A 25,304-nucleotide genomic window follows, 5' to 3' on the forward strand; every position below is an offset into this window, starting at 1 on the left:
ATCATCACCGCAAGTAATCGCTCCGGGAATATCACGAAAAGTGACATTATAACCGTCACCCTCTTTATCAAATTTTGCCGGATAGAACATCATTACCTCTTACCGATTAACAGCCTACAAAAATTTATATTACTTAGGGTCTATTGATCTTTGTTTATATTTTAAGTTGTCGTTTAAAATGAACACAATCCGCTGGACTATGACTGTTTTTCGATCTAGATCGTAGAATAATATAACAAGTCTTTTTATTTATAAAAAATTCATTTAAAAACAATTGGTTGTTTCTTAAATTAAGTATTTAATGCAAGAAACTATTCAAACCATTTCAAACCGTAGTGCTATACGCTACAATATTATATAAATTAGGTTAAAATGATTATTTCTTTTAAACATAAAGGACTAAAACTATTTTTTGAAAGCGGAAACAAATCAGGGATTCAAGCTTCTCAAGCGAAAAAAATTGCCCGGATTCTCGCTCGCTTAGATAGTGCTAAGACAATAAATGATATGAATTTACCAGGCTGGGGCTTACACCCGTTACTCGGAAAAATGCAAGATTATTGGAGTGTAAAAGTAAATGGAAATTGGCGTATCACATTCTAGTTAAGTAATGGTCATGCAGAAATTGTTGACTACCAAGATTATCACTAGGAAAACTATGATTATGTACAACCCACCACATCCCGCTGAAGTTATTCGTGACGATATTCTGCCTGAGTTGGGATTAAGCGTCACCGAAGCAGCAAAACAATTAGGCATCAATCGTGTCACTTTATCTCGCCTGCTAAATGGCAAAGCCGCAATCAGTGCAGAGATGGCACTGCGCCTACATATTTGGTTGGGGGAAGACAGCCCCAGCCCTGAAAGTTGGTTACATCAACAAGCCGAATATGATTTATGGAAAGCCAGCCAAAAAGGGCAGCTAAATGTGTCGCCTGCTAAATTGGTTACGCTTGGTTAATGCTTAATCGCCGCTAGCACTGCCTGTAATTTTTTGCCATCGGTAATGTTGATTTGTTGATCTTGTCGGCTGTCTTTGCCCATGCTTGGCGCTTCGTTGACCAACATGGCGCTGTGGCGATAACCGCCGGCAGAAAGGTGCAGCTCTTGTGCACCGCTAATTTGCAGGATTTGCCGTGCATTGCTTGCATTCACGCCAGCACCGGGCATAATCGAAATGCGTTGATCCGCTTGCCGGACTAAATCTCGAATCAAATCGACACCTGCGACCGCACTTTGCTGTTGTCCGGAGGTTAACAGCCGCTCGCAGCCCAGTTCGATAATCTGTTCAAGTGCGGTTTGCGGATCACGGCAGAGATCAAAGGCACGGTGGAACGTCACGCCCAAGCCATCGGCACAGTCAATCAACCGCTGGCAAGTCGCTATGTCAATATCGGCTTTTTCGGTTAATGCGCCAATCACCACCCCCTGTGCACCGCACTTTTTCGCCAATCGAATATCGCTTTGCATCATGCCAACTTCATCGACACTAAACAGAAAATCCCCTGCACGTGGGCGGATCATAACATACAGCGGAATTTGCGCCGCTGCGAGCGCACGTTCGATCAAGCCATAGTTCGGCGTTATTCCACCCAATGCCAACGCGCCACACAGCTCGATTCGATCAGCACCGTATTTTTGCGCGGTATGAATCGATTCGATATTGTCCACACACACTTCTACCTTAATCATATCGCTTCCTTTTTTCCGCCCTAGAATCAATTGAATCAATTGAATCAATTGAATCAATCTTAACAAGATTACCCCGAAAAAGTAATTGCTTGTTAAACAATCCAAAAGAATTTACTATCATTAGGCTCATCAATAATAAACAGGTGAAACTATGCAGAATAAACTTCTCTTTACTGCCTCTTGGCCAACGTATTTATTGATCCTCACCACGCTCACCGCCGCCGGCTTTCTCAGTAGCGGAGTGGTCACTTGGATTGCCGCCAATTGGGATTATTTCAGCAAATTCACCAAACTGTACGCCACTCAAGGTCTATTCGCCAGCAGCATTGTCGTCGGAATATGGGTTTATTACCGGGAATACCGTAAACTCGGGCAAGTACGGTTGAAATTCGTCAGCAGCACCTTTTTCTTTATTGCCGCCGTGCTGATTGGTGCATTGTTGGCACTGATTGGGCAAATTTATCAAACCGGCGCCGATCCTTGGCAGCTATTTGCACTATGGTCACTGCTGCAAATCCCGTTACTGCTTGCACTGCCCAATGCCGCAGCCGCATTATTACTGCTCGCAACCAGCAATTTGAGTTTAGCGCTGTATCCCGACCTGCTCTGGTCGCATGAATATTTTTTATATTTCATGCTGCTGCTCAATCTGGGTTTTGTGATGCTAAGCGAAGTTTTCAGCAAATCGCTGCATGATCAAGATTGGCATATCAGCTCCAAAGTCAGTAACACCGTGCTGATCATGTGTATGACTTTGCTTTGCCTCAACAACCCAAACACTGCGCCGTTGGTCTGGTTTCTCGCTGCCCCAATGCTTCATTATTACCGGCAACAGCGCCGTGATTTGTTTAACCAGAGCGGCTACTGGGCTTGCCTGTTATTCAGCGTTGATGTTTTTATTTTAAAGATCACTAATTTTGAGATTAGTGGGATTTTTGTTGCGATTCTCGTCACCCTTGGCGCCGCCATCGTGCTCGGAATTCATTTGAAAAAGCAATATGTGCAACAAGCGCAAGGTATGCCGTGGCCGCTACAAATCCTGTTTACCACACTGGCAATCATCATCACATTGTTGACAATTGCCTTTCTATTTACACTGGACATTTTTGAATCGGATAAGCTATTTCTGATCGCTTCGCTGGTGTTTGTTGCGCTTGGCGCATACCTTTACTACTCGCACAAAGCCAATGAATATGCTAGTGGTCTGCTACTGATGATCGGCTTGGGGCTGTATGTTTTTCACTATTTGATAAATTATTACTTGGACTACCGCCAGGACAATCAACCTTCCCTGCTAAATGGCGATTTGCTCGGACTGATCATCATCAGCCTGCTGTGCTACCTGTTGATTACGATCAATTGGATTAAAACCGGCAGTCTTATCCTGCTGCTGTTTACCCTATTGTACACCTTTAGTGCGCAAAACGGTTACCTGTATGAATTCCAACCGGAGCAAGGACTGCAAGGCGATTTCTGGACTTTATTGTTTGATTATTATGCCGATTATTGGTTGGCGCTCGGCAGCTTAATCTTGTTCGGCTTGAGCCTGCGCCCAACCCGTTATCACGCCCATATTCAAAGTGCAGCATGGGCATTTTGGCTGGTTTATATCGGTTTTATCTTCAAACCGGATATTTACATCAGCTTAGGGATTACAGAGGCAGCCCCATTACCGACACCCAACACGCTTGCTGAATTTTTCCATATTCTCACCCATGGGCTGTTTACGGTGGAAAACTGGCACTGGACAACCTTGATCCTGTTACTGATTTGCCTGTCACCGGCGATTATCCAGCTCTGGATCAGCCGTCAACAACCATTGAAAACACGAAGTGCGGTCATCGTTGCCCTAGTGTTGGTAGTTTTCGGTTTGGCTTTTATCGCCTCACCAAGCATTTTAGTCAGCTTCAGTTTGCTGTTGCTGGCTTATCTCAATCATAATCGGTTGCTGTTTAGCTGCGTTCTGCTGGCGATGATCGGTTTTTTAGCAAAATATTATTACTGGCTGGATTTGCCGCTGCTGTATAAATCTTTCTTATTGCTAGGCAATGCGATTCTGTTTCTGTTAGCCGCACTGTATTTGCAACGTCAACACCGTCGTGCAACTGCGGTTGCCACGGCTGAATCAAGTTATCAAGGAAAAATCGGTTGGTTGACGCCGTCACTTGCGCTGCTCACCCTGCTGCTGACACTGGCTATCGGCAATTACAGCATTCAAAAATATGAAAATGTACTGACTAACGGCAAGTCGGTGATCCTCGCCTTGGCGCCGATTGATCCGCGCTCGATTATGCAAGGCGATTATATGGAACTCAACTACGACTTGATAGAGCAAGTGCGGTCTGAAATTGATAAACAGCAACAAGAAAAAAGAGCCGAATTTAATATCGATAACCCCTACCCGATTTATGATCAAGAGAATAGCGAGAGTGATGCGATCAAGGCTGGCCAAGAGGATGAGCAAGCAGCTTATGCACAATTCGCACAATGGCAGGATCAACGCCCGACACAGCTATACGCACTGTTAAAACAAAACGCTGACGGCAGTGCCGCACTTTGCCGCTTGGAAGAAGCCTTACCAGAAAATTATCATGACTGCCTTCCAGATGTTGCCATCAAGCTGCGTATTAATGACTACAATATGCTATGGGGTCTAAAAATGCCCGGACAACAATTCTTCTTTGCCGAAGGACAAGCCGCCCACTTTGAACAAGCCAAATATGGCGAATTTCGGGTGCTAAACGGCATAGCGTTGTTATCACGTTTGTTGGATAAGGATTTAAAACCGCTTTAGGCTTAATCCTCATAAACCGCACTTTGCTTATTGTATTGTTATTTTACGCTACGGTTATAAAGTGCGGTTTCAGTTTCGATTGAGAAAAACCACACTTTCGCATACAATATGCGCCTATTTTTTAGCGCAATCCGTTATTAACACAAACAGTGAAACTACCGTGTCCGAAATAAAACTTATCGTTGGTTTAGGCAATCCCGGCAGCCAATATGCACAAACCCGTCATAACGCTGGGGAATGGCTGTTAGAGCAACTCTGCCGCCAATATAACCTATCGCTCACACCGGAAAGCAAATTTTCCGGCAAAACCGCACGCACGCTAATTGCGGGTAACGAAGTGCGGTTTTTGCTGCCGACCACCTTTATGAACCTGAGCGGCAAAGCTGTTGGGGCGTTGGCGAATTTCTATCGTATTCAACCTGAACAAATCTTGGTGCTTCACGATGAATTGGATCTGCCGCCTGGCACCGCCAAAATCAAACAAGGCGGCGGACACGGTGGGCACAACGGACTGAAAGACATTATCGCCAATCTGGGTAATAACAAAAATTTCTACCGTTTGCGAATCGGCATCGGACACCCCGGTGATAAAAATCTGGTCAGCGGTTATGTCTTAAACAAACCGCCGAAAACTGAATTAAACTTGATCGAACAAACGATTGAAGAAGCCGCTATCAATGTGGATATTCTGCTGACCGACGGAATCAGCAAAGCGATGAATCGTTTGAATGGATTTAAAATTTAACCCTAACCGTTGCCACTAACGGTTTTACCAAAAGGAAAATAGTATGGGATTTAAGTGCGGTATCGTTGGTTTACCGAATGTGGGCAAATCGACCCTGTTTAACGCTTTGACAAAAGCCGGCATCGAAGCGGCAAACTATCCGTTTTGCACCATCGAGCCAAATACCGGTGTAGTACCAATGCCGGATCCGCGTTTAGATGCGCTGGCGGAAATCGTCAATCCGCAACGGGTGCTGCCAACGACCATGGAGTTCGTTGATATCGCCGGTCTGGTTGCCGGTGCGAGCAAAGGCGAAGGTTTAGGTAACAAATTCTTAGCCAATATCCGCGAAACCGACGCCATCGGTCATGTGGTGCGTTGTTTTGAGAACGACGATATTGTGCACGTTGCCGGTCAGATCAATCCGGCAGAAGATATCGACACCATCAACACCGAACTGGCGTTAGCCGATTTGGACAGTTGCGAAAAAGCCATTCAGCGTTTAACCAAGCGTGCCAAAGGTGGCGACAAAGACGCAAAATTCGAATTGTCGATTATGGAAAAAATTCTGCCGGTGCTGGAAAATGCCGGCATGATCCGTTCAGTAGATTTAGATAAAGACGAGTTGCACGCAATTAAAGGCTACAACTTCTTAACCCTGAAACCGACAATGTACATCGCCAACGTCAATGAAGACGGCTTTGAAAATAACCCGTATTTAGATCGCGTGCGTGAAATTGCCGCCAGCGAAGGTGCGGTGGTGGTGCCGGTATGTGCGGCGATCGAATCGGAAATTGCCGAGTTGGACGACGAAGAAAAAGTCGAATTTTTGCAAGATCTGGGCATTGAAGAACCGGGCTTAAACCGGGTGATCCGTGCCGGTTATGCGCTGTTAAATCTGCAAACTTACTTCACCGCCGGGGTGAAAGAAGTGCGTGCTTGGACCGTTGCCGTCGGCGCCACCGCCCCAAAAGCCGCCGCCGTGATCCACACCGATTTTGAAAAAGGCTTTATCCGTGCCGAAGTGATCGCCTACGACGATTTCATTCAATTCAAAGGTGAAAACGGCGCCAAAGAAGCCGGCAAATGGCGCTTGGAAGGCAAAGACTATATCGTAAAAGACGGCGATGTGATGCACTTCCGCTTTAATGTGTAATTCATTTCTCACCAAGAGAATTGATAAAGCAAAAGTAGGGGCTGATTAACTATCCGCCCGTTTGCGAAGTGCGGTATAAGCACTTAATCAATAAAGGAAAAATGCAAAGTGCAGTTCGGGGCGATATATAATCGCCCCCTACTTTTGCAATATAAATTATGTATTTTAACCTTTTCCAACCACTTAAATATTATTGATAAACGGCTTTTTACCACTATAAATAGAGGAAAAAATGAACAACTCAGTATTAACCGTAATCGGCAAAGATCGGATCGGGATTGTGTATGATGTGGCGAAATTATTAGCCGAACAACAAATTAATATCGTCAATATCAGCCAACAATTAATGAATGAATTTTTTACCATGATTGTGTTGGTCGATACCAGCGCTTGCGCCAAAGATTACCAAACATTAGCGGCATTTTTTGTTGAAGAAGGCAAAAAATTGGGCTTGGAATTGCGCTTGCAAAATACCGATATTTTCAATGCCATGCACCGGATTTAAGGATTGAAGATGAGCAACAGTATTCAATCTTACGAAATTTTAGAAACACTGAAAATGGTGTCGGATCAGCATTTTGATGTGCGCACCATCACCATCGGCATTGATCTGCACGACTGTATCAGCCCCGATTTGGCGACCTTAAACCAAAATATTTTCAACAAAATTACTCATGTCGGCAAAGACTTGGTACAAACCGCCCAAGAGCTGTCGGCTAAATATGGTGTACCGATTGTCAATCAGCGCATTTCAGTGACGCCGATTGCGCAAATCGCAGCCGCCACTAAAGCAGACAGTTATGTCTCGATTGCCCAAACCTTGGATCGCGCCGCCAAAGCGATTGGGGTCTCGTTTATCGGCGGTTTTTCCGCGTTGGTACAAAAAGGCATGAGCCCATCGGACGAAGTGTTGATTCGCTCGATTCCAGAGGCAATGAAAGTCACCGATATTGTCTGTAGTTCGGTCAATATCGGCTCGACCAAAGCCGGAATCAATATGGATGCGGTGAAACTGGTGGGTGAAATTGTTAAGCAAACCGCGGAAATCACCCCAGACGGTTTTGGTTGTGCCAAATTAGTCGTGTTCTGCAATGCGGTGGAAGACAATCCGTTTATGGCGGGTGCATTTCATGGTTCCGGCGAAGGCGATGCGATTATCAATGTCGGTGTTTCCGGTCCGGGCGTAGTCAAAGCGGCGTTGGAAAACTCGAATGCAAAAACCTTGACTGAAGTCGCCGAAGTGGTGAAGAAAACCGCGTTTAAAATTACCCGTGTTGGTGAACTTATCGGGCAGGAAGCCAGCAAACGTTTAGGCATTCCATTTGGGATTTTGGATCTCTCTCTGGCTCCGACCCCAGCAATTGGCGACAGCGTAGCACGGATTTTGGAGCAAATGGGCTTGAGCGTATGTGGTACACACGGCACCACCGCTGCTTTAGCGCTATTAAATGACGCAGTCAAAAAAGGCGGCATGATGGCATCAAGTGCGGTAGGCGGTTTGAGCGGTGCCTTTATTCCGGTCTCGGAAGATGAAGGCATGATCAAAGCGGCCGAACAAGGGGTGCTGACGCTGGATAAACTGGAAGCGATGACTGCCGTTTGTTCGGTCGGTTTGGATATGATTGCCGTGCCGGGTTATACCACTGCTGCTACCATTTCCGGCATTATCGCCGACGAAGCGGCAATCGGCATGATCAACTGCAAAACCACCGCAGTGCGAATTATCCCTGTGCCAAACAAAGATGTCGGCGAAAGCGTGGAATTCGGCGGGCTGCTCGGCTACGCCCCAATTATGCCGATCAAACAAGGCAACTGTGAAATCTTCGTCAACCGCGGCGGGCGCATTCCGGCGCCAGTACAGGCGTTAAAAAATTAATTGTTCAACCAAAGTGCGGTCAGAACCTAATCTGAACCGCACTTGTACTTCTCACTCAATATTCCTTTTCGTTCTAACAAAATCCAATTGATTATTTCTCCTTTATCGATTTTATTGTATGTTACTCTATCGTTAGTTTACTGTTTAACAAGGAATCCCAATGAAATCAACCGCACTTTTCTCTTTGACCGCACTTGCACTCTCATTTTCTGCCGCCGCCCAAGCGGCACCGCATACGCTGATTAACTGTATCAGCAACTCGCCTGGTCAATTCAGTCCGGCGATTATCAATGATGCCAATGATTTCAACGCCAGTTCACAACAGGTTTATGACAGTTTATTGGCGTTTAAACCCGGTTCAACCGAGATCGAACCCGGATTAGCGGAGCGGTGGGAAATCAGTGATGACGGTTTGAGTTACACTTTCCACCTGCGCAAAGGGGTAAAATTTCATGCCAATAAGGAATTTAGCCCGAGCCGCGATTTTAACGCTGACGACGTGTTGTTTTCCTATCTACGTCAAGCCGACAAAGATCATCCGTTCCACCATGTTTCCAGCGGAACCTATTTTTATTTCAACTGGATGGCACTGCCAAAGCTGTTGAAATCAGTCGAAAAAGTCGATGATTACACAGTGAGAATCAACCTGAACCAAGCCTATTCGCCATTCTTGAAAATCGTGGCGATGGATTTTCTGTCAATTTATTCCAAAGAGTATGCCGATAAGATGTTGGCAGCAGGCAAGCCGGAAGCAATTGACAAAACACCGATTGGCACCGGGCCGTTTGTGTTTCAAGGCTATCAATTGGATCAAGCGATTCGCTACAGCGCCAACGCCGATTATTGGCGTGGTAAAGCCGATATTGATCGCCTGATTTTCAGCATCACGCCGGACGCTACCGCCCGTTACGCCAAATTACAAACCGGTGCTTGCGATGTCATTGATTTCCCGAATATCGCCGATATCGAACAGATGAAAAACAATCCCAAAGTGCGGTTATTTGCCAAAGAAGGGCTGAATTTAGCCTACATCGGCATCAACCACCGCAAAGCGCCGCTGGAAAATGTGAAAGTGCGACAAGCCCTGAATTATGCCACCGATAAACAGTCGATTATCAACGTGGTTTATCAAGGCGGAAGCGGCGTGGCGGCAAAAAATCCGTTCCCGCCAAGCGTGTTGGGCTACAACGATGCGATTGAAGATTATCCGTTTGATTTAGAAAAAGCTAAACAATTGTTGGTTGAAGCTGGTTATGGCGACGGCTTTGAAACCGACATTTGGGTGCAGCCGGTGGTGCGTCCATCCAATCCGAACCCACGCCGCACCGCGGAAATTTTGCAAGCGGATTGGGCGAAAATCGGCATCAAAGCTAACTTAGTCACCCACGAATGGGCAGATTTTAACAAACGTACCCGTGAAGGCGAGTTTTATACCGGTACTTACGGCTGGACCAGTCGCAACGGTGACCCGGACAACTTTTTAGCGCCGTTGCTCGGCTGTGAAAACGTCGGCGGCACTAACTACGCTGGCTGGTGCAATGCGGAGTTTGAAAATCTAATTCAGCAAGCAGTCGCCACCTCTGATGAGGCGCAACGAGCGGCGTTATATCAACAAGCATTAGTGCTTGCCAAACAACAGGCGCCGTTGATTCCGCTGGCACACTCAGTCAACTATGTGCCGACCAGCCTACGGGTACAAAATTTCCAACAAAGCCCGTTTGGTTATACTGCGTTTTATGGGGTGAAAGTAGCAGATTAGGTGCAATCACAAATTTGGGCGCATTTAATGCGCCCTTACCATGACGACTTCATTAATTAAACCACTTCCCGCAACTCAACAAATTCTGCCTGCGGAAAATGCGTGCTTAAATAACGCTGCAAATAGGCTTGGGTTTCGTTTTCGATAATTGGATCGGTTTGCGGATAGTGGTTGTAAATCAATGCTTGTAACGCAATGCCACGCTGTTGGCAGACTGCAAGGCTTAATAAAGTGTGGTTGATGCTACCCAGTTTGCCGGAAGTGACCAAAATCAGTGGATAACCTTGTTGTTGCAAATAATCCAGTGTGGTCAATTCGTTATTCAACGGCACCGCCAAACCGCCGGCACCCTCGATCAAGACCACGTCATACTGCTGCGCTAAAATTTGTGTATCGGCGGTGATTTGCGCCAGATCGATCTCGGTTTGCGCCAAGCGTGCCGCCAAGTGCGGTGAACAAGGGTAATCAAACACATAACGGCAAGTGGTGCCATCCAAATCGCATTGTTGCAGCGGCAGATTTTGCAGTTTGCGGTGGCATTGAATATCCTCGGCAACGCCTGAACAGCCGGTTTGTACCAGTTTTTGCGTGATCACCGACCGTCCTTGTGCCATAAGCTGATTGGCATAAAATCCGGTGGCAATGGTTTTGCCCACATCGGTATCAATGCCTGAAATAAACATGATCTGTTGCTTTTTCATTGATTCTGTTTCCGTTTTGCCAACATCAGCAGTGGCGCATAAGTCAACCGCACTTTGCCGTTGACGCTAAACTGCTGTTGATAACGCTGATAAAAATCCGCTAATTTGCCTTTTGTCCACTGCTGTTGATTGGTGGCAGTAACCCCAGTGGCTTGCAAATGGCGCAACACGGCACTGGGCTGCTGAAACCATAATTGGATTGGCTGTTGATCTTGTGCGATCAGCTCAAAGTGCGGTTCTAGCCATGTTTGCCATTGTTGCAAGCTGGGATAATGTAAACCAATGGCGGTCAGCTGCTTAATTTCCACTAAATTTTGCGGCAAAAAGGTGCTAAACAACAGCCAACCGTTTGGTTTGAGCGCCTGTGTTGCCAGCGAGATGATCCGTTGTGGCTGCTGAAACCATTGCACGGTGGACGCCGAAGCCAGCAAATCAAATTGATGATTTAACACCAAAGTGCGCTCAAGCTGCTCGGCATCGGCTGCGCATAATTCTACTTCTGTTGTCGATAATTGCTGTTTTGCCTTTGCCAGCGCACTTGGGTTCAAATCATTTAAACACCACGACCGCACTTGCCAATGTTGCGCCAATAAACGGGTTAAATCGCCACTGCCGCAGCCGATTTCCAACACGCGCTGAAACTGTGTTTGTTCGCTGTGGTACAACAAGTCAGCCAAACGACGGTTGATTTGTTGCTGTGCTTGCGCATGTTGATCGTAACTGGCTAAGGCTTTGGCAAAACAGTGACCGATCCGTTTTTTATCCAATGCTGCTAGCATAGTTCAGACCACGCATTAAACGCCGCCAAGGCAAAGTGCGGTAGTGCAAGCTGTATAATCTCACTGTCGGTTTGCCGCCAATACTTTAACTGATTTACGGTTGGAAAGATCAGATCCTGCGTGCCGACAATCGCTTTTTGCCAGCGAATGACAGCTGGTTTCACATGCGCAAATGCCTGATACACCGCCGCCAACTCCTGCGCGATTTCGCTGGTCGGACGTGGCGCAATTGTTTGATATTGCTGTAATAACTCACGTTTGCCACACATTCGCCGTTCAAATTTACTGCGTGTTATCGGATTGAAACCGTCTAATGTGCCTTGAAAAATCGCCTGCGGAATGCCGAATTGATCGTCAATCAAACACGGCGTGCCGTTAATTGCCACACTTGCGGCAAACGGCAAATCTGCCACCGTCTGCTCCGCTGCCCACACGCCTATCGACCACGCCACCAAATGCAAAGTGCGGTAGCGGCTGAGATCGGCATTCAGGCTTAAATCACGATAATCCCAACACAGCAACAGATCGGTATCGGGCGGTAATTGCCAGTGTTTCACCAATTGCGGCGATGTGCCCCAACCAGCAAAATACAGAATGAGATTCGGGTTATTTTCTGCGGTGATCAGCCATTCGGTCTGCATTATTGTGATCCTTTTAATACATCAAGCAGCTGCGCCACTTCGTCAGCCGTCATATCGGCAGTCAAGGAAAAACGGATCCGCGAAGTGCCACTCGGCACCGTCGGCGGACGAATCGGCAGGCAGTAGAAACCGCGCTGTTGCAAACGCTCGGCGCTAGCAACAGTGCTGGCATTATCGCCTAGAATATACGGCACAATTTGGCTGCGGCTCGGCATCACTTGTTGCGTCAGTTGCTGTACACCCAGTTGTAATTGGGTGCTGAGTTGCTGCAAATGTTGCCGTTGCGTTTGCATTTGTGGCAAGTGTTGCATTAAAAAATAGACCCACTGCACCACCAACGGCGAAAGGGCAGTCGAGAAGATCAACGGGCGCATTTTGTTGATCAAATAATCTTTAATCACCTGATCGCACACCACATAAGCCCCCATCGCTGCCAGCGCCTTGCCAAAGGTGCCAACCAAAAAATCGATCTGCTCGATGCAACCGCACTTTTCTGCCAAACCCAGCCCATTTTGCCCAAACACACCCAGCGCATGCGCCTCATCGACATACAGCATCACATGGCGATATTGCTGTTTCAACGCCACCAATTGCCACAAATCCGTTGTGTCGCCGTCCATGCTGAATACGCTTTCAGTGACAATAATAATCCGTTGATAGGTTTTACTGTTTTTCTCTAGCAGCTGCTGTAAGTGGGCATAATCATTATGGCGGTAGCGCTGATAATCCGCCTCGGACAAACGAATGCCGTCGATCAAACTGGCGTGCACCAGCTTGTCGGCTAAAATCAACGTTTGTTTATCCGCCAGCGTTGGCAAAATGCCGATATTGGCATGATAGCCACTGTTAAACAGCAGACAGGCTTCACGCTGAAATTGGCTTGCCATCACGCTTTCCAATTCGGCATAAATCGGAAAATTGCCGGTCAGCAAGCGTGATGAGGAGGAGGTCAACGCCATTTCGCCGACATCGGTTTGTGCAAAAAATTGTTGCTTTAAGCTGTTATCCGAAGCCAATCCCAAATAATCATTGGAAGAAAAATTCAGCATTTTGCGACCATCGCGCCAAATATGTTTGCCCTGATGGCGAATGTCAGGCAAAGTGCGGTATTGCCCCTGTTGTTGCAGTTGTGCCAATTGCTCGGCATAAAAATTTAACATGCTGGCGGATACTCTTGTTGCAACGCACGCAGCAAGCCCGAAGTTAAACGGGAAAGCTGAGATGCGCTGGTAATAAACGGCGGCATCAGATATACCAATTTGCCGAACGGACGCACCCACACGCCCTGCTCGACCAAGCGGGCCTGCAAGCTGCGCATATTGACCGCACTTTGCATTTCAATCACGCCGATCGCACCCAATACCCGCACATCTGCGACGCAATCCCAAGTGGCGGCGACCGCCAATTCCTGCTTTAACTGCGCTTCGATTCTAGCGACATTATTTTGCCAATCGCTTTCCAACAGCAGACGGATTGACTCGGCAGCTACGGCACACGCCAGTGGATTGGCCATAAACGTCGGACCATGCATAAAGCAGCCCGCTTCGCCACGGCTGATGGTGTCGGCAACTTGCGCGGTAGTGATAGTGGCAGAAAGGGTCATGTAGCCGCCGGTTAAGGCTTTGCCCAAACAGAGAATATCTGGTACTACATCAGCGTGCTGCAAAGCAAACAACTTGCCGGTGCGACCAAAACCAGTGGCAATTTCATCAAAAATCAGCAACACACCGTATTGATCGCACAGTTTTTTCGCCGCTACCAAATAGTGTGGCGAATAGAAATACATGCCACCAGCGCCCTGCACAATCGGTTCTAGAATCAATGCTGCAATCTCATGATGGTGCGTTGTCAATAGATCCGCCAATGGCTGAATATCATGTGGATTCCATGCTTGATCAAATCGAGTTTGCGGCTGTGGCAGGAAAAATTGGATCGGCAACCGCTGGCTAAATAGCGAGTGCATACCCGTTACCGGATCACACACCGACATTGCGTGCCAAGTATCACCATGATAACCGGCACGAATCGCAGCAAATTTGCAGCGCGCAGATTTTCCCAGTGAGTGTTGATATTGGATTGCCATTTTCATTGCCACTTCCACCGCCACCGAGCCAGAGTCGGCATAGAAGATTTTTTGCAATTCGGACGGCAGCAAATCCAGCAACAATTGCCCCAAACGTACCGCTGGTTCATGGGTCAAACCGCCGAACATGATATGGCTCATCTGCTGCAACTGTTCATTCACCGCTTGGTTCAGGCGCGGATGATTATAACCGTGTAGCGCCGCCCACCACGATGACATACCGTCAAGCAGCGTGCGTCCGTCCTGCAAGGTAATCTCCACCCCGGCAGCTTTTGCCACCGGATACACCGGCAACGGCTCAAGGGTTGAGGTATAAGGGTGCCATAAATGTTGGCGGTCAAACTCTAAAAGTGCGGTTGAATTCATAGGATTCCGTGTGTTGCAAACTCTATTTTTAAAGCTGGGAATATCACAAAAGGGATAGATTGATACTATCCCTTCTTCTTCCATTGGCTGAACGCAATAGACTTATGCTAATTTGGCGAACGCTTGGCTTAAATCGGCTTTAATGTCTTCTACGTTCTCCAGCCCGACCGAAAAACGCAGCAAACGATTGCATACACCACGGGCAATGCGCTCCGCTTCGGGAATGTCCATATGAGTTTGGGTTGCCGGATAAGTAATAAAACTTTCAGTACCGCCCAGACTCTCGGCAAAAGTAATCAACTGAATCGCCTTTAAAAACGGATTGACCCAGTTCTCATCTTTCAGTCGAAACGACAACATACCGCTCTTGCCGGAATACAATACGTCTAGCACCTGATCTTGCTCGGCTAAGAACTTGGCAATATCCTGTGCATTTTGTTGGTGACGTTCCATACGCAAGGCTAAGGTTTTCAAGCCACGCACCGCTAAAAATGAGTCGAACGGTGATAATACCGCTCCGGCGCCATTTTGCAGATAAAACAGGCGTTCGCCCAGTTCTTGTCCTTTCGACACAATTAACCCAGCTAACACATCATTATGGCCGGATAAATATTTGGTCGCGCTATGGATCACCAAATCGGCGCCATACTCAATCGGACGGAATAGCACTGGCGTTAAAAAGGTGTTATCCACGATGAGTAATAGATTGTGTTTTTTGGCAATCTTGCTAATCGCCGCCACATCACACTCTTCCATCAACGGATTGGACGGTGTCTCCACAAAAATCGCTTTGGTATTGGACGTAACCGCACTTTCGATGGCGGCTAAATCCGCCGTATTTACATACACCGGCTTGACGCTGTTGTTGTTTTTATAACTGAAATCCAGCAAACGATAGGTTCCGCCATACACATCGCTGGAGATAATCCACTCGTCAGGTGCAGTAAACAACGACATCAACAACTGAATCGCTGCCATGCCCGACGCACAGGCAAAACCGCGATCGCCGCCTTCCAAACGGGCAATCCCCTCTTCCAACACGGTACGGGTCGGGTTTTTAGTGCGAGTGTAATCATAGCCGGTCGATTCATTAATACCGCGATGGCCGTATGCGGTGGAAAGATAAATCGGGGCAGAAACCGCACCGGTTTTTTCATCGGTGCGATTACCTAATTGGGCGAGTTCGGTTTCAATGGAATAAGTGGTCATAATCTTGCCTTAACACAGTCTAATTGTAGATAGTTTGTTATTCTGACACAAAGCTACAGGCGATTAAAGCACCGAATATCCTTAACCTCAAATCAAAACCGCACTTTGACTAAAATCCGCTTAAATCACTCATTTTTTCGGCAATCAAGCAAAAAATTGCAATCAAGCATTGACAGTAAATGAGAAGTCAGTAAAATGCCCACCACTGATAAACGATGTGTTATATCGTTGTTTAGTTTGCGGGAATAGCTCAGTTGGTAGAGCACAACCTTGCCAAGGTTGGGGTCGCGAGTTCGAGTCTCGTTTCCCGCTCCAAACAAATACTAGAACTAATTACTTAGTTAATTACTAGAGTTAATTACATAGTGGCGTGTTAGCAAAGAGGTTATGCACTGGATTGCAAATCCATGTAGCTCGGTTCGATTCCGGGACACGCCTCCATCAAATCAGTGCCCGAGTGGTGAAATCGGTAGACACAAGGGATTTAAAATCCCTCGGCTTTCGGGCTGTGGCGGTTCAAGTCCGCCCTCGGGCACCATTTAAAAAATGATTTAAAACCAAAAAGATAGCTACTATATGTGGCTTTTTTTGTACCTGCGATTTTCCATCTTCTCTGGTTAGATTCTACTGCCGATGGCTGTTAGAAAAAATGATACGAGCAAAATAATAAAAAATATGTTTAAATTATATAGTTAAGTGTATTTTTTATCACATTGCATGTTAATTTATCAATCCGAAGGTGACTTTTTATATGCCTTACATAAGCTCCTTGCTCAGTAAAATGAGAGGCAGTAAACAAAACTTACTGCTGTCAGCCTTATTTTTATCTATATCACCGCTGTTATCCGCACAATCTTATGTGGTTTATGATTTTACCAATAACAAAGTGTTAGAAAGCCGTTCGCCCAATAGCGTACTTCCGATTGCTTCGGTCACAAAACTGATGACCGCCAATGTGTTTTTAGAAAATAATCGCAATCCTAACTGCACTGCGCGCATTACTAATGAAGATAACGACCACATCAAAGGCACCCGCACCAAACTGCCCAAAAATACACCAATTGCCTGCTCAGAATTATTAAAAGCGATGTTTGTACATTCGGACAACTATGCTGCCCATGCTTTATCTCGCTCTGCGGGCATGAGCCGAGCTCGATTTATTCAAAAAATGAATGAAAAAGCGCAAGCATTAAAGATGAAGTCGACTCGCTTTAGTGATAGTTCAGGTCTATCTAACCGTAATATCTCCAGCGTGATGGACTTGGTGAAGCTGGCTAAATACTCACTACGTAAACCTGAATTAAAAGCGCTCTCCAACACCCGTGCAGCCTATATTCGCGCCAATCGTACCAACGTATTTATGCAAAATACCAATAAATTAGTGCGTGAAGAGATATTTGATGCTTCCATCAGCAAAACAGGTTATATCCGTGAATCAGGTTATAACTTAGTCTTTATCAATAAATATAGCTGCAATAATAACGCAACCATCGGCGTGATTAGCCTCAATAATAAAAGCTCTGCTGCCCGTTCAAACTTTACCAAAAATAAACTCAAAGCCTACGGCTGCCTCGCACTCAATGATTTGATTATTGATGAGAGTAACGACCAAGATATTGAAGCCTACGATCAACTTGGGTTGGATCGGTTGATAGAACAGGTATCAAATTAGTTTTTAGGTTTAACGCCAAGGCGGAAATTCATCCGCCTTTGACTATAAATGAATTTTAAATCCCACAAACTGACAACATTAACCTAACTGCTGAATTTTCTTTACCACGCTGCTGGTTGAGTAGCCGTTTTCAAAATTCAACACCCGCACATCGCCGCCGTTTGCCCACACTTCTTGGCTGCCGGCAATCTCTTCGGGTTTATAATCGCCACCTTTGACTAACAAATCCGGCAGGATCTCGCCGATTAAACGCTGTGGCGTATCCTCTTTGAATTCAACCACCCAATCGACAGAGGACAAACCCGCCAACACTGCCATTCGTGCAGCTAGCGAGTTGATCGGTCGACTTTCCCCTTTTAATCGTTTCACCGATTCGTCGGAATTCACCGCCACAATTAGACGATCGCCTAATTTACGCGCATTTTCTAGATAAGAAACATGCCCTGGGTGCAAAATATCAAAGCAGCCGTTGGTCATCACGATTTTTTCCCCACGCTCTTTTGCCTCGGAAACACTGCTTTTTAACCGCACTTCATCCATAATTCCAAAACCAGTTTCACCACGATGATGAATGGCATTTTCCAGTTCGACTGGCGTAACCGTCGATGTACCAAGCTTGCCGACCACAATACCGGCAGCAACATTTGCCAAATAGCAAGCTTCTTCCAAACTACGTCCATCGGCAATCGCCGTTGCCAGCACACTGATAACCGTATCTCCGGCGCCGGTCACGTCAAACACCTCTTTGGCTTCGGTCGGCAGATGAAACGGCTCAGCATTCGGACGTAGTAATGTCATACCTTTTTCTGAGCGGGTGACTAGCAATGCCTCTAATTGATAATCTGCAATCAGTTGCAACCCTTTTTGTTGAATATCCTGTTCATCAACACAATGCCCGACTACCGCTTCAAATTCAGATAAATTCGGTGTTAATAACGTTGCGCCGCGATAACGTTCAAAATCAGTGCCTTTAGGATCAATTAATACCGGCACGTTAGCTTGTTTCGCTACTTCGATCATCTGTTGCACCGCATTCAGCGTGCCTTTGCCATAATCCGATAAAACCAACGCACCACTCTGCGAGATTGAATCCTGTAATTTTTGCAACAAAACCGCACTTTCAACATCATGAAAGTTTTCTTCAAAATCCAAACGCAAAAGTTGCTGATGACGGGATAGAATCCGCAATTTAGTGATGGTAGGGTGTGTATTCAACGCTACAAAATCACAGTTAATCCGTTGTTGTTGCAGCATATTTTCCAGTGCTAAACCAGCTTCATCCTGCCCGATTAACCCCAGCAATTTTACTTCAACATTCAAGCTTGCAATATTCATTGCCACGTTGGCGGCTCCACCTGCCCGCTCTTCGTTGTTTTGCACCCGCACTACCGGCACCGGCGCCTCCGGTGAAATTCGGTTGGTGGCGCCAAACCAATACCGATCAAGCATCACATCCCCGAGTACCAAAACTTTCGCTTGTTTAAATTGAGTCGAATATTGTGTCATCATTTGCTCCTGATAAAATTTTCCCGATTTTAGCATAAAAATGTTTATTTATGATTTTTTCCGTTAAACTATAGCAAAGTTAAAATATCAGATGAATACAGGAATGGTGAATGGCTAAAGCATCACAAATACCGCACTTTAAAGCCGCTTTTTTACACCCTAAATACTGGCCTTTCTGGATTGGATTGGCTTTTTTCAGGCTGTTATTATTGCTGCCTTATCCGATTTTATTAAAAATTGGAACTGGGTTGGGCTGGATTTTTTCTAAATTAAGCATCGGCAAAAAACGAGCGAAAGTTGCTCGCCGCAATCTGGCGCTTTGCTTTCCGCAAAAAAGCGAATCGGAACGAGAAGCTATTTTGCAAAAAAACCGCTATTCAGTAGGCATGGGCATTATTGAAACTGGTATGGCATGGTTCTGGTCGGATAAACGGATAAAAAAATGGAGCACTGCCAGTGGCATTCAGCATATTAAAAATCATCTCGACAGCGGAATTATTTTAGTTGGGGTACATTTTTTAACCTTAGAACTTGGCGCGCGGATTATCGGCTTGCACCAGCCCGGTATCGGTGTTTATCGTCCCAACGACAATCCGGTATTTGATTGGATACAATACAAAGGACGGATTCGTTCGAATAAAGCACTGCTCGACCGAAAAGATCTACGTGGTATGATCAGGGCCCTGCGTGAGGGAAACATGATTTGGTATGCGCCGGATCATGACTATGGACGCAAAAATTCAGTGTTTGTACCTTTTTTTGCAGTTCCCGATGCTGCTACTACGACAGGCTCGTACTATTTAATGAAATCAGTGCCGAATGCACATATCGTGCCTTTCGCACCATTACGCAATAATGACGGTTCCGGCTATCATTTATCAGTATCTGAACCGACTACTTTCTCAGTATTACCAGATCAAACACAGCTTGCAATACAGATGAACCAACTGGTAGAACAAGAAATATTAAAAGGCGTTGATCAATATATGTGGCTGCATCGTCGCTTTAAAACGCGTCCAAACGAAGATGACCCATCATACTATTAACAGAAAAACCGCACTTTAAGTGCGGTTCAAGTAGCCAATATCAGTTTTTTATAAAAGGATTGTTCTGTTTTTCAAGACCAATTTTAGTCGCAGCGCCATGTCCGGCAATCACAATCATATCGTCATTCAATTTAAACAGTTTTTGCCTAATTGAAGACAATAGCTGTTGATGATCGCCGCGCGGGAAGTCCGTGCGTCCGACACTGTTGTAGAACAACACATCACCGCTAAACGCAATATTCTTTTGGTGTTCGATAAAACCAATATGTCCGGGAGTATGGCCCGGTAGATGAAGAATTTCAAAACTCATATCACCGACAGTGATGATCTCCCCTTCTTTATTCAACCAATGGTCGGGATAAAATACCGCTATTTCAGGCAACCCAAAACGTTGTGACTGCGCGGGTAGAGAGTCAAATAGAAATTGGTCGGCGCTATTAGGCCCCCAAATCTCCACTTGAAAATGCTGTTTCAGCCGATTGGCCGCACCAACATGATCTAAATGCCCGTGTGTCAGCAGGATTTTTTCTAACTGAAGCTGTTGTGTTTCAATAAACTCGATTAACTTCTCAGCTTCACCACCGGGATCGATAATCGCAGCATTTTGCTGTTCATCCCAAATAATTGAGCAGTTTTGCTGAAAAGCGGTAACGGGAAGAATTTCAACATGCATAATATTACCGCCGTTTAGCTACCGCTCCAAGTGCGGTTCGGACCAGTATCAATATGCACAAAGTTACTACGTGGATAATACCCAACGCCACCATTATTTAAGCTCGTCGCCACTTTACGCACTTTCGCCAATGAAATGCCGTCAATCCGGAAATCAATCGCTTGTCCACGAGTATGATAGCTGTTTTTCGCCACACCACGACTGCGAGCATTCATTGCCGCATTGGTTGCTGGTGCTCGATAGCCACAGATAATTTGGATTTCGGTATTGCGAAGTCCTAAATTACCCTGAATCTGATAAAGCTTGCTGAACAGCTGCGGCTCGATACGGTGAATTTGTTGGGTACGACGATCGCGTAGCAGATGATCCAATTTTTTCAAATCGACTGCATTGGCAATTTTGCCATTTTTTAGCTGAGAAGTTAGACGTTCACCGGTATTGATATTCCTAAAAGTGAGTACTCGCGGTTTTGGTGTAGACACTGCAGCCAAGACTTCACTCGGCAAAAGTGCAGCACCTAATACCACTCCGCCCAATGCTAGCCAGCGACGGCGTTGATGATTAATTTCAGTCATAATATTACGATAAGTTAAAATTCTTAAATTGGAATAAATAATACTCTTGTTTTGACGATAAAAAAGAGTATAAGTTCAGTTTTAATCAAACGACTTAGGAAAACATAAAAAAAGCCATTATTCAATAGCTTTTTTATTATTTTCTGAGCAATGTCTCAAATTAATCGGCTTAAAGTAATATTTGTTTAATTGCCTTCCAATTTACATTGTGTTTTGCCAATTTTTTATCATGGCCATAGATATCCGGCACAGTATAAATTTTGCCGTTATCCACCCACGCCGTGACATAATACAGATAAACATCATCACGTTTACTTAAATTAGCTGATGTGGTTTTCTTACTGGCAAGCACTTGGTTTTTGCGCTCAGCGCTCCAACCGTTCTCGCTTAACAGCAGACTCGCCAGCTCATCCGATTTATGCACTCGAACACAACCGGAGCTCAACGCTCGGTCATTACGCGCGAACAAACCTTTTGATGGTGTATCGTGCAAATAGATGGCGTCACTGCTTGGCATATTGAACTTATAGCTGCCTAAAGCGCTGTCACCACCCGGCGCTTGACGCAAGCGGTATGGGAAATTTTTCGCCGTCATGTTCTCCCAATCAATGGTATAAGGGTCAATCGTTCTACCTTGCCCGTCGATGATAGTGTAGCCTTTGCGGTAGATATAACTCGGATCTTGCCGCACTTTGGGAATAATATCTTGATTGATATTCCGTACTGGCGCATTCCATGGTGGATTAACTACCACATTACTCAAACGGCTATACATCACTGGAGTCTGACGCTCCTTTTTACCAACAATCACTTTCGACTGTAATACCAACTGTCCATCACGATAATAATATAGTTGGTAAGTCGGGATATTAACAAAAATACCGTTACTTTGATTTGGCAGTAGGCTCAAGCGTTGGGCATTAATTGCTAATTTATACAAATTATTACTTAAATTTTGATTTAACACATTTCGTGTTCCCGCTCCAACAATTCCGTCCGCCGTTAAGCCGTTTTTCGCTTGAAAACCTTTTACCGCTGCTAACAATTCATCGCCATAAATATCATCATTAGCAGAATAATCAGCACTGAGGAAACCTTTACTTTGCAAAAGTATCGCCAAATTTTTAACATCTGCTGAACGCATACCCGGTTTTAAAGTATCATTGACCGTCACCGCACTACCCATATTATCCGGCAATGACACCAGCACTTTGTCAGCAGTTTGTCGATACTGTTTGTTGGTCGGTACTAAATGTTGAACAAACACGGCTAAATGCCCATCAGCTATAGCTTGTTTCCAATTTTCTAAACGAAGTTGGCTCGGTAATGCGGCTTTATAGCCACTATTACCATATAGCCATTTGGTTGAAGATTTTTTCAAATTCTCTTGATAGTGCAGATAGTCCAAAAAGGCATCACTTAGCAAGATATCACGCTGCATAACATCATCTGTACGACTGATCAGCGCCAACTGCTCCGCTGAAGCAGCAGAAACACCACTCAATACCCAAACCACATACTGTTGCAAAAACGCTTTTTCAGCGGTTTTGTCTGCCCAAATCGGAGCAAACTGGTTAGCTGCATATAGATCTGCTAAGGCCGCCTCAAACTGAACCGGCGTTCCGGCTAAAAATTGTTGTAGCTTTTGTTGTGCCTGTAAGGTAGCGGCAATTTGTGCCTCATCAACAACCGCACTTTCATTAATATCAACTTCTGGCTGCACAGCCTCAACCGTTTGCATCGCTTCCACCACAACCTGCTGTGTTGGATTTACCGTTTGCAACAGCGTTTCAGTAGTCTGTCCTGCTACTGTTTCAATAGCCCCTTGCTCAGCGAAAACAGGCACTGAAAAAAGCAGACCAGCAAAACAATATAATTGGCTTATTTTGTTTTTTTTGAACATATTTCAACCTTTTGGTATAAAAAACTGGCGTTATTTTAACAAATTTAAGGCAATGGTTAAATATAAATTTACTTAGTAAAAAAGCACGCGAGAAAACCAGACAGCATAACTAAATTCTGTTAAAATTTTTCCTTTAAAATAAGATGAATGGGCTTATATGAAATTTTTATCATTTAACATCAACGGATTAAGAGCTAGACCAGCACAATTAGAAGCAATTGTCAGCAAGCACCAACCCGATATTATTGGTTTGCAAGAAATTAAAGTCTCCGATGAAGATTTTCCCTATCACTTAGTTGAGCATTTAGGCTACCATATTTTTCATCACGGTCAAAAAGGACATTATGGTGTCGCTTTACTTTGTAAACAGCAGCCGTTAGCAGTACGCCGTGGCTTCCCTGGCGACACAGAATCAGCGCAAAAGCGAATTATCATGGCGGATTTGGCAACAGCATACGGCACACTAACTGTTATTAACGGTTATTTTCCACAAGGCGAAAGCCGCAGCCATGAAACCAAATTTCCGGCTAAAGAAAAATTTTATGCCGATCTACAAAACTACCTAGAAAACCATCTTCCACCTGAAAACCAAGTTATTTTGATGGGTGATATGAATATCAGCCCAACGGATTTAGACATTGGAATCGGTGAAGAAAACCGTAAGCGCTGGCTGCGTACCGGCAAGTGCTCGTTTCTGCCGGAAGAGCGCGAATGGCTACAACGTTTGCTAGGTTTCGGCTTGATCGATACTTTCCGTCAACTGCATCCTCAAACAAATGATCAATTCTCGTGGTTTGACTATCGTTCTAAAGGTTTTGATGAAAATCGCGGCTTACGCATTGACTTAATTCTTGCCAATACCGCACTTTCACAACATTGTGTTGAAACTGGCATTGATCTGGAAATTCGAGCAATGGAAAAACCGTCTGATCATGCACCGATTTGGGCTTCATTTAAATAGGTAATTCATCATGGAATCAAAAAATAGTTGGCAAACTTACCGCACTTCAATTAAAGGAACGGAAGCCATCATCACCGTAAACTTAAGTATTACTGAAAAACTGGATAGCCATTTATACCCGTATGTCATTCATTTTTCGATTCCTTTTCCATTGCCGTTTAATTCTACTGAATCTATCTATGAGCAGGCACAATTGGATCAATTCTCACAAACATTGTTACCATTAATGTCAATTAGCGAAAGCTTGTTCGTTGGTTATATTATTTTACAAAATAAAGTTACACTTTATTTTTATACTAAACACAGTGAGACCTTTCATTCCCAATTACAGCAAATGAAATTAGATTATATCGATGAAATTGTCAGTCAAAGTGATCCAAACTGCGATTTATACTATGATTTTCTACTTCCATCCTCATTAGAAATGAAATTAAATGCTACTGTAGAAACATTAGCACTGCTACATCAAGAGGGAGAGGATCTTTCACTACTACATGCCATCACTCACAAGTTTCAATTTGAAAATAGAGAACTGATGGAAGATTTTATCGATTTTTACGCCCAACAATCGCTATTCAACATACAATATACCGACAAACCTGTTGAATATGATAATGAAGCATTTTATTTAGTCACATTGCAACATGAATCCGCTTTAGACGATGATACTATTTTTAATTTAGTCGAAAAATTTGAGCTGCAAGCCGAGGAATACGCTGGTGAATACAATGGTTGGGAATGTCAAATATTAAACCAAACCGGAAAATCATTACATTAACCCAAGTGCGGTTTGACCGCACTTTTGCTTTTTGCTTTTTTGCGCCCATACAAAAAACCCTTAGCATCGCTGCTAAGGGTCGTTGTACTGTATTCAGTAAAATCCGGCGGTGTCCTACTCTCACATGGGGAGACCCCACACTACCATCGGCATTACAGCATTTCACTTCTGAGTTCGGCATGGATTCAGGTGGGACTACTGCACTATCGCCGCCGGAATAATTCGGCTTGATTGTCTTGTCTCTTTTATTCTATTTCTTTGTTCTCTTCACTATACTCTCGATGACAACCTCCAACCCACAACACTCGCTTTCTTCTACGACTGTCATCTGTCTTCCGTCCTCTGTCATCTGATTGGCCACAAGCTAATCTGATTTAAACTCTTCGAGCTTTATCTTTGTCTTTGTCTTT

General features: G+C 45.0%; 23 protein-coding genes, 3 tRNA genes and 1 rRNA gene. 15 read left to right on the plus strand and 12 right to left on the minus strand.

The window, feature by feature from the left end:
• The first annotated feature begins 372 nt into the window (after positions 1-372).
• Entirely contained in the window at positions 373-603 is a 231-nt protein-coding gene (locus FHQ23_RS03690; RefSeq protein ID WP_139613100.1) for a type II toxin-antitoxin system RelE/ParE family toxin, read from the plus strand.
• A gap of 55 nt (positions 604-658) precedes the next feature.
• Positions 659-961, plus strand: a complete 303-nt coding sequence (locus FHQ23_RS03695; protein WP_139613101.1) for a HigA family addiction module antitoxin — start codon at positions 659-661, stop codon at positions 959-961.
• On the opposite strand, the gene FHQ23_RS03700 is transcribed toward FHQ23_RS03695, so the two are convergent.
• Entirely contained in the window at positions 958-1,689 is a 732-nt protein-coding gene (locus FHQ23_RS03700) for a copper homeostasis protein CutC (protein WP_139613117.1), read from the minus strand. The genes FHQ23_RS03695 and FHQ23_RS03700 overlap by 4 nt on opposite strands.
• 154 nt (positions 1,690-1,843) lie before the next feature.
• Here FHQ23_RS03700 and FHQ23_RS03705 point away from each other — a divergent pair, with 154 nt between their 5' ends.
• From FHQ23_RS03705 to FHQ23_RS03730, 6 genes are all read left to right on the plus strand, one after another.
• Positions 1,844-4,486, plus strand: a complete 2,643-nt coding sequence (locus FHQ23_RS03705) for a GDYXXLXY domain-containing protein (RefSeq protein WP_139613102.1) — start codon at positions 1,844-1,846, stop codon at positions 4,484-4,486.
• Positions 4,487-4,646: 160 nt separating this feature from the next.
• A complete protein-coding gene (pth, locus tag FHQ23_RS03710; protein ID WP_139613103.1) occupies positions 4,647-5,231 on the plus strand; it encodes an aminoacyl-tRNA hydrolase in 585 nt (194 codons plus the stop codon).
• Between the two features lie 43 nt (positions 5,232-5,274).
• Entirely contained in the window at positions 5,275-6,366 is a 1,092-nt protein-coding gene (ychF, locus tag FHQ23_RS03715) for a redox-regulated ATPase YchF (RefSeq protein WP_139613104.1), read from the plus strand.
• Between the two features lie 232 nt (positions 6,367-6,598).
• The gene (locus FHQ23_RS03720) at positions 6,599-6,871 is read left to right on the plus strand and encodes an ACT domain-containing protein (protein WP_139609103.1); all 273 of its coding nucleotides are present in this window, start codon (positions 6,599-6,601) and stop codon (positions 6,869-6,871) included.
• A gap of 9 nt (positions 6,872-6,880) precedes the next feature.
• On the plus strand, positions 6,881-8,242 hold the full coding sequence (locus FHQ23_RS03725; protein ID WP_139613105.1) for a PFL family protein: 1,362 nt from the start codon (positions 6,881-6,883) through the stop codon (positions 8,240-8,242).
• Between the two features lie 160 nt (positions 8,243-8,402).
• Positions 8,403-10,001: an ABC transporter substrate-binding protein gene (locus tag FHQ23_RS03730; RefSeq protein ID WP_139613106.1), complete on the plus strand. Its 1,599-nt coding sequence runs from the start codon at positions 8,403-8,405 to the stop codon at positions 9,999-10,001.
• Between the two features lie 56 nt (positions 10,002-10,057).
• Here the strand turns inward: FHQ23_RS03730 and bioD are convergent, their stop codons facing one another.
• From bioD to FHQ23_RS03760, 6 genes are all read right to left on the minus strand, one after another.
• Entirely contained in the window at positions 10,058-10,702 is a 645-nt protein-coding gene (gene bioD, locus FHQ23_RS03735) for a dethiobiotin synthase (protein ID WP_139613107.1), read from the minus strand.
• Complete coding sequence (gene bioC, locus FHQ23_RS03740; RefSeq protein WP_139613108.1) at positions 10,699-11,481, minus strand: malonyl-ACP O-methyltransferase BioC; 783 nt, start codon at positions 11,479-11,481, stop codon at positions 10,699-10,701. The genes bioD and bioC overlap by 4 nt, the downstream gene beginning before the upstream one ends.
• Positions 11,475-12,122 carry a DUF452 family protein gene (locus FHQ23_RS03745; RefSeq protein WP_139613109.1) on the minus strand — a complete coding sequence of 216 codons (648 nt, stop codon included), beginning with the start codon at positions 12,120-12,122 and terminating at the stop codon, positions 11,475-11,477. Before FHQ23_RS03745 ends, bioC begins: the two co-directional genes overlap by 7 nt.
• On the minus strand, positions 12,122-13,282 hold the full coding sequence (gene bioF, locus FHQ23_RS03750; RefSeq protein ID WP_139613110.1) for an 8-amino-7-oxononanoate synthase: 1,161 nt from the start codon (positions 13,280-13,282) through the stop codon (positions 12,122-12,124). The genes FHQ23_RS03745 and bioF overlap by 1 nt, the downstream gene beginning before the upstream one ends.
• Positions 13,276-14,571: an adenosylmethionine--8-amino-7-oxononanoate transaminase gene (bioA, locus tag FHQ23_RS03755; protein WP_139613111.1), complete on the minus strand. Its 1,296-nt coding sequence runs from the start codon at positions 14,569-14,571 to the stop codon at positions 13,276-13,278. Before bioA ends, bioF begins: the two co-directional genes overlap by 7 nt.
• Before the next feature lie 102 nt (positions 14,572-14,673).
• On the minus strand, positions 14,674-15,780 hold the full coding sequence (locus FHQ23_RS03760) for a methionine biosynthesis PLP-dependent protein (RefSeq protein ID WP_139613112.1): 1,107 nt from the start codon (positions 15,778-15,780) through the stop codon (positions 14,674-14,676).
• A 239-nt stretch (positions 15,781-16,019) separates the two neighbouring features.
• On the opposite strand from FHQ23_RS03760, the gene FHQ23_RS03765 reads away from it, so the two are divergent.
• From FHQ23_RS03765 to FHQ23_RS03780, 4 genes are all read left to right on the plus strand, one after another.
• Positions 16,020-16,095 (plus strand) — tRNA-Gly (locus FHQ23_RS03765).
• Positions 16,096-16,147: 52 nt separating this feature from the next.
• A tRNA-Cys gene (locus FHQ23_RS03770) sits at positions 16,148-16,221 on the plus strand.
• A 10-nt stretch (positions 16,222-16,231) separates the two neighbouring features.
• A tRNA-Leu gene (locus FHQ23_RS03775) sits at positions 16,232-16,318 on the plus strand.
• Positions 16,319-16,561: 243 nt separating this feature from the next.
• Positions 16,562-17,452 carry a D-alanyl-D-alanine carboxypeptidase family protein gene (locus tag FHQ23_RS03780; protein WP_139613118.1) on the plus strand — a complete coding sequence of 297 codons (891 nt, stop codon included), beginning with the start codon at positions 16,562-16,564 and terminating at the stop codon, positions 17,450-17,452.
• A 78-nt stretch (positions 17,453-17,530) separates the two neighbouring features.
• On the opposite strand, the gene hldE is transcribed toward FHQ23_RS03780, so the two are convergent.
• The gene (hldE, locus tag FHQ23_RS03785) at positions 17,531-18,958 is read right to left on the minus strand and encodes a bifunctional D-glycero-beta-D-manno-heptose-7-phosphate kinase/D-glycero-beta-D-manno-heptose 1-phosphate adenylyltransferase HldE (RefSeq protein WP_139613119.1); all 1,428 of its coding nucleotides are present in this window, start codon (positions 18,956-18,958) and stop codon (positions 17,531-17,533) included.
• Between the two features lie 110 nt (positions 18,959-19,068).
• Between hldE and lpxL the strand changes: the two genes are divergently transcribed.
• Entirely contained in the window at positions 19,069-20,004 is a 936-nt protein-coding gene (lpxL, locus tag FHQ23_RS03790; RefSeq protein WP_139613113.1) for an LpxL/LpxP family Kdo(2)-lipid IV(A) lauroyl/palmitoleoyl acyltransferase, read from the plus strand.
• 40 nt (positions 20,005-20,044) lie between these two features.
• Here the strand turns inward: lpxL and FHQ23_RS03795 are convergent, their stop codons facing one another.
• The 3 genes from FHQ23_RS03795 to FHQ23_RS03805 form a co-directional block, all read right to left on the minus strand.
• Entirely contained in the window at positions 20,045-20,677 is a 633-nt protein-coding gene (locus FHQ23_RS03795; RefSeq protein WP_139613114.1) for an MBL fold metallo-hydrolase, read from the minus strand.
• 14 nt (positions 20,678-20,691) lie between these two features.
• Complete coding sequence (gene mepK, locus FHQ23_RS03800) at positions 20,692-21,252, minus strand: peptidoglycan L,D-endopeptidase MepK (protein WP_132967940.1); 561 nt, start codon at positions 21,250-21,252, stop codon at positions 20,692-20,694.
• 169 nt (positions 21,253-21,421) lie between these two features.
• Positions 21,422-23,155, minus strand: a complete 1,734-nt coding sequence (locus FHQ23_RS03805; protein WP_267963611.1) for a L,D-transpeptidase family protein — start codon at positions 23,153-23,155, stop codon at positions 21,422-21,424.
• A 157-nt stretch (positions 23,156-23,312) separates the two neighbouring features.
• Between FHQ23_RS03805 and xthA the strand changes: the two genes are divergently transcribed.
• Together xthA and FHQ23_RS03815 are read left to right on the plus strand one after the other, a co-directional pair.
• On the plus strand, positions 23,313-24,116 hold the full coding sequence (gene xthA / locus FHQ23_RS03810) for an exodeoxyribonuclease III (protein WP_139613115.1): 804 nt from the start codon (positions 23,313-23,315) through the stop codon (positions 24,114-24,116).
• Between the two features lie 10 nt (positions 24,117-24,126).
• The gene (locus FHQ23_RS03815) at positions 24,127-24,894 is read left to right on the plus strand and encodes a TIGR01619 family protein (RefSeq protein ID WP_139613116.1); all 768 of its coding nucleotides are present in this window, start codon (positions 24,127-24,129) and stop codon (positions 24,892-24,894) included.
• A 101-nt stretch (positions 24,895-24,995) separates the two neighbouring features.
• On the opposite strand, the gene rrf is transcribed toward FHQ23_RS03815, so the two are convergent.
• Positions 24,996-25,111, minus strand: a 5S ribosomal RNA gene (gene rrf / locus FHQ23_RS03820).
• Positions 25,112-25,304 lie beyond the last annotated feature (193 nt).

This window comes from Testudinibacter crocodili (assembly GCF_006228025.1).
Taxonomy (GTDB): Bacteria; Pseudomonadota; Gammaproteobacteria; order Enterobacterales; family Pasteurellaceae; genus Chelonobacter.

Excerpts from the sequence above, each read along its gene's own strand:
- FHQ23_RS03690 (WP_139613100.1), top strand. The coding sequence starts at position 373 with ATGATTATTTCTTTTAAACATAAAGGACTAAAACTATTTTTTGAAAGC.
- FHQ23_RS03695 (WP_139613101.1), top strand. The coding sequence starts at position 659 with ATGATTATGTACAACCCACCACATCCCGCTGAAGTTATTCGTGACGAT.
- FHQ23_RS03705 (WP_139613102.1), top strand. The coding sequence starts at position 1,844 with ATGCAGAATAAACTTCTCTTTACTGCCTCTTGGCCAACGTATTTATTG.
- ychF (WP_139613104.1), top strand. The coding sequence starts at position 5,275 with ATGGGATTTAAGTGCGGTATCGTTGGTTTACCGAATGTGGGCAAATCG.
- FHQ23_RS03720 (WP_139609103.1), top strand. The coding sequence starts at position 6,599 with ATGAACAACTCAGTATTAACCGTAATCGGCAAAGATCGGATCGGGATT.
- FHQ23_RS03725 (WP_139613105.1), top strand. The coding sequence starts at position 6,881 with ATGAGCAACAGTATTCAATCTTACGAAATTTTAGAAACACTGAAAATG.
- FHQ23_RS03730 (WP_139613106.1), top strand. The coding sequence starts at position 8,403 with ATGAAATCAACCGCACTTTTCTCTTTGACCGCACTTGCACTCTCATTT.
- bioD (WP_139613107.1), bottom strand. The coding sequence starts at position 10,702 with ATGAAAAAGCAACAGATCATGTTTATTTCAGGCATTGATACCGATGTG.
- bioC (WP_139613108.1), bottom strand. The coding sequence starts at position 11,481 with ATGCTAGCAGCATTGGATAAAAAACGGATCGGTCACTGTTTTGCCAAA.
- FHQ23_RS03745 (WP_139613109.1), bottom strand. The coding sequence starts at position 12,122 with ATGCAGACCGAATGGCTGATCACCGCAGAAAATAACCCGAATCTCATT.
- bioF (WP_139613110.1), bottom strand. The coding sequence starts at position 13,282 with ATGTTAAATTTTTATGCCGAGCAATTGGCACAACTGCAACAACAGGGG.
- bioA (WP_139613111.1), bottom strand. The coding sequence starts at position 14,571 with ATGAATTCAACCGCACTTTTAGAGTTTGACCGCCAACATTTATGGCAC.
- FHQ23_RS03760 (WP_139613112.1), bottom strand. The coding sequence starts at position 15,780 with ATGACCACTTATTCCATTGAAACCGAACTCGCCCAATTAGGTAATCGC.
- FHQ23_RS03780 (WP_139613118.1), top strand. The coding sequence starts at position 16,562 with ATGAGAGGCAGTAAACAAAACTTACTGCTGTCAGCCTTATTTTTATCT.
- hldE (WP_139613119.1), bottom strand. The coding sequence starts at position 18,958 with ATGACACAATATTCGACTCAATTTAAACAAGCGAAAGTTTTGGTACTC.
- lpxL (WP_139613113.1), top strand. The coding sequence starts at position 19,069 with ATGGCTAAAGCATCACAAATACCGCACTTTAAAGCCGCTTTTTTACAC.
- FHQ23_RS03795 (WP_139613114.1), bottom strand. The coding sequence starts at position 20,677 with ATGCATGTTGAAATTCTTCCCGTTACCGCTTTTCAGCAAAACTGCTCA.
- mepK (WP_132967940.1), bottom strand. The coding sequence starts at position 21,252 with ATGACTGAAATTAATCATCAACGCCGTCGCTGGCTAGCATTGGGCGGA.
- FHQ23_RS03805 (WP_267963611.1), bottom strand. The coding sequence starts at position 23,155 with ATGTTCAAAAAAAACAAAATAAGCCAATTATATTGTTTTGCTGGTCTG.
- xthA (WP_139613115.1), top strand. The coding sequence starts at position 23,313 with ATGAAATTTTTATCATTTAACATCAACGGATTAAGAGCTAGACCAGCA.
- FHQ23_RS03815 (WP_139613116.1), top strand. The coding sequence starts at position 24,127 with ATGGAATCAAAAAATAGTTGGCAAACTTACCGCACTTCAATTAAAGGA.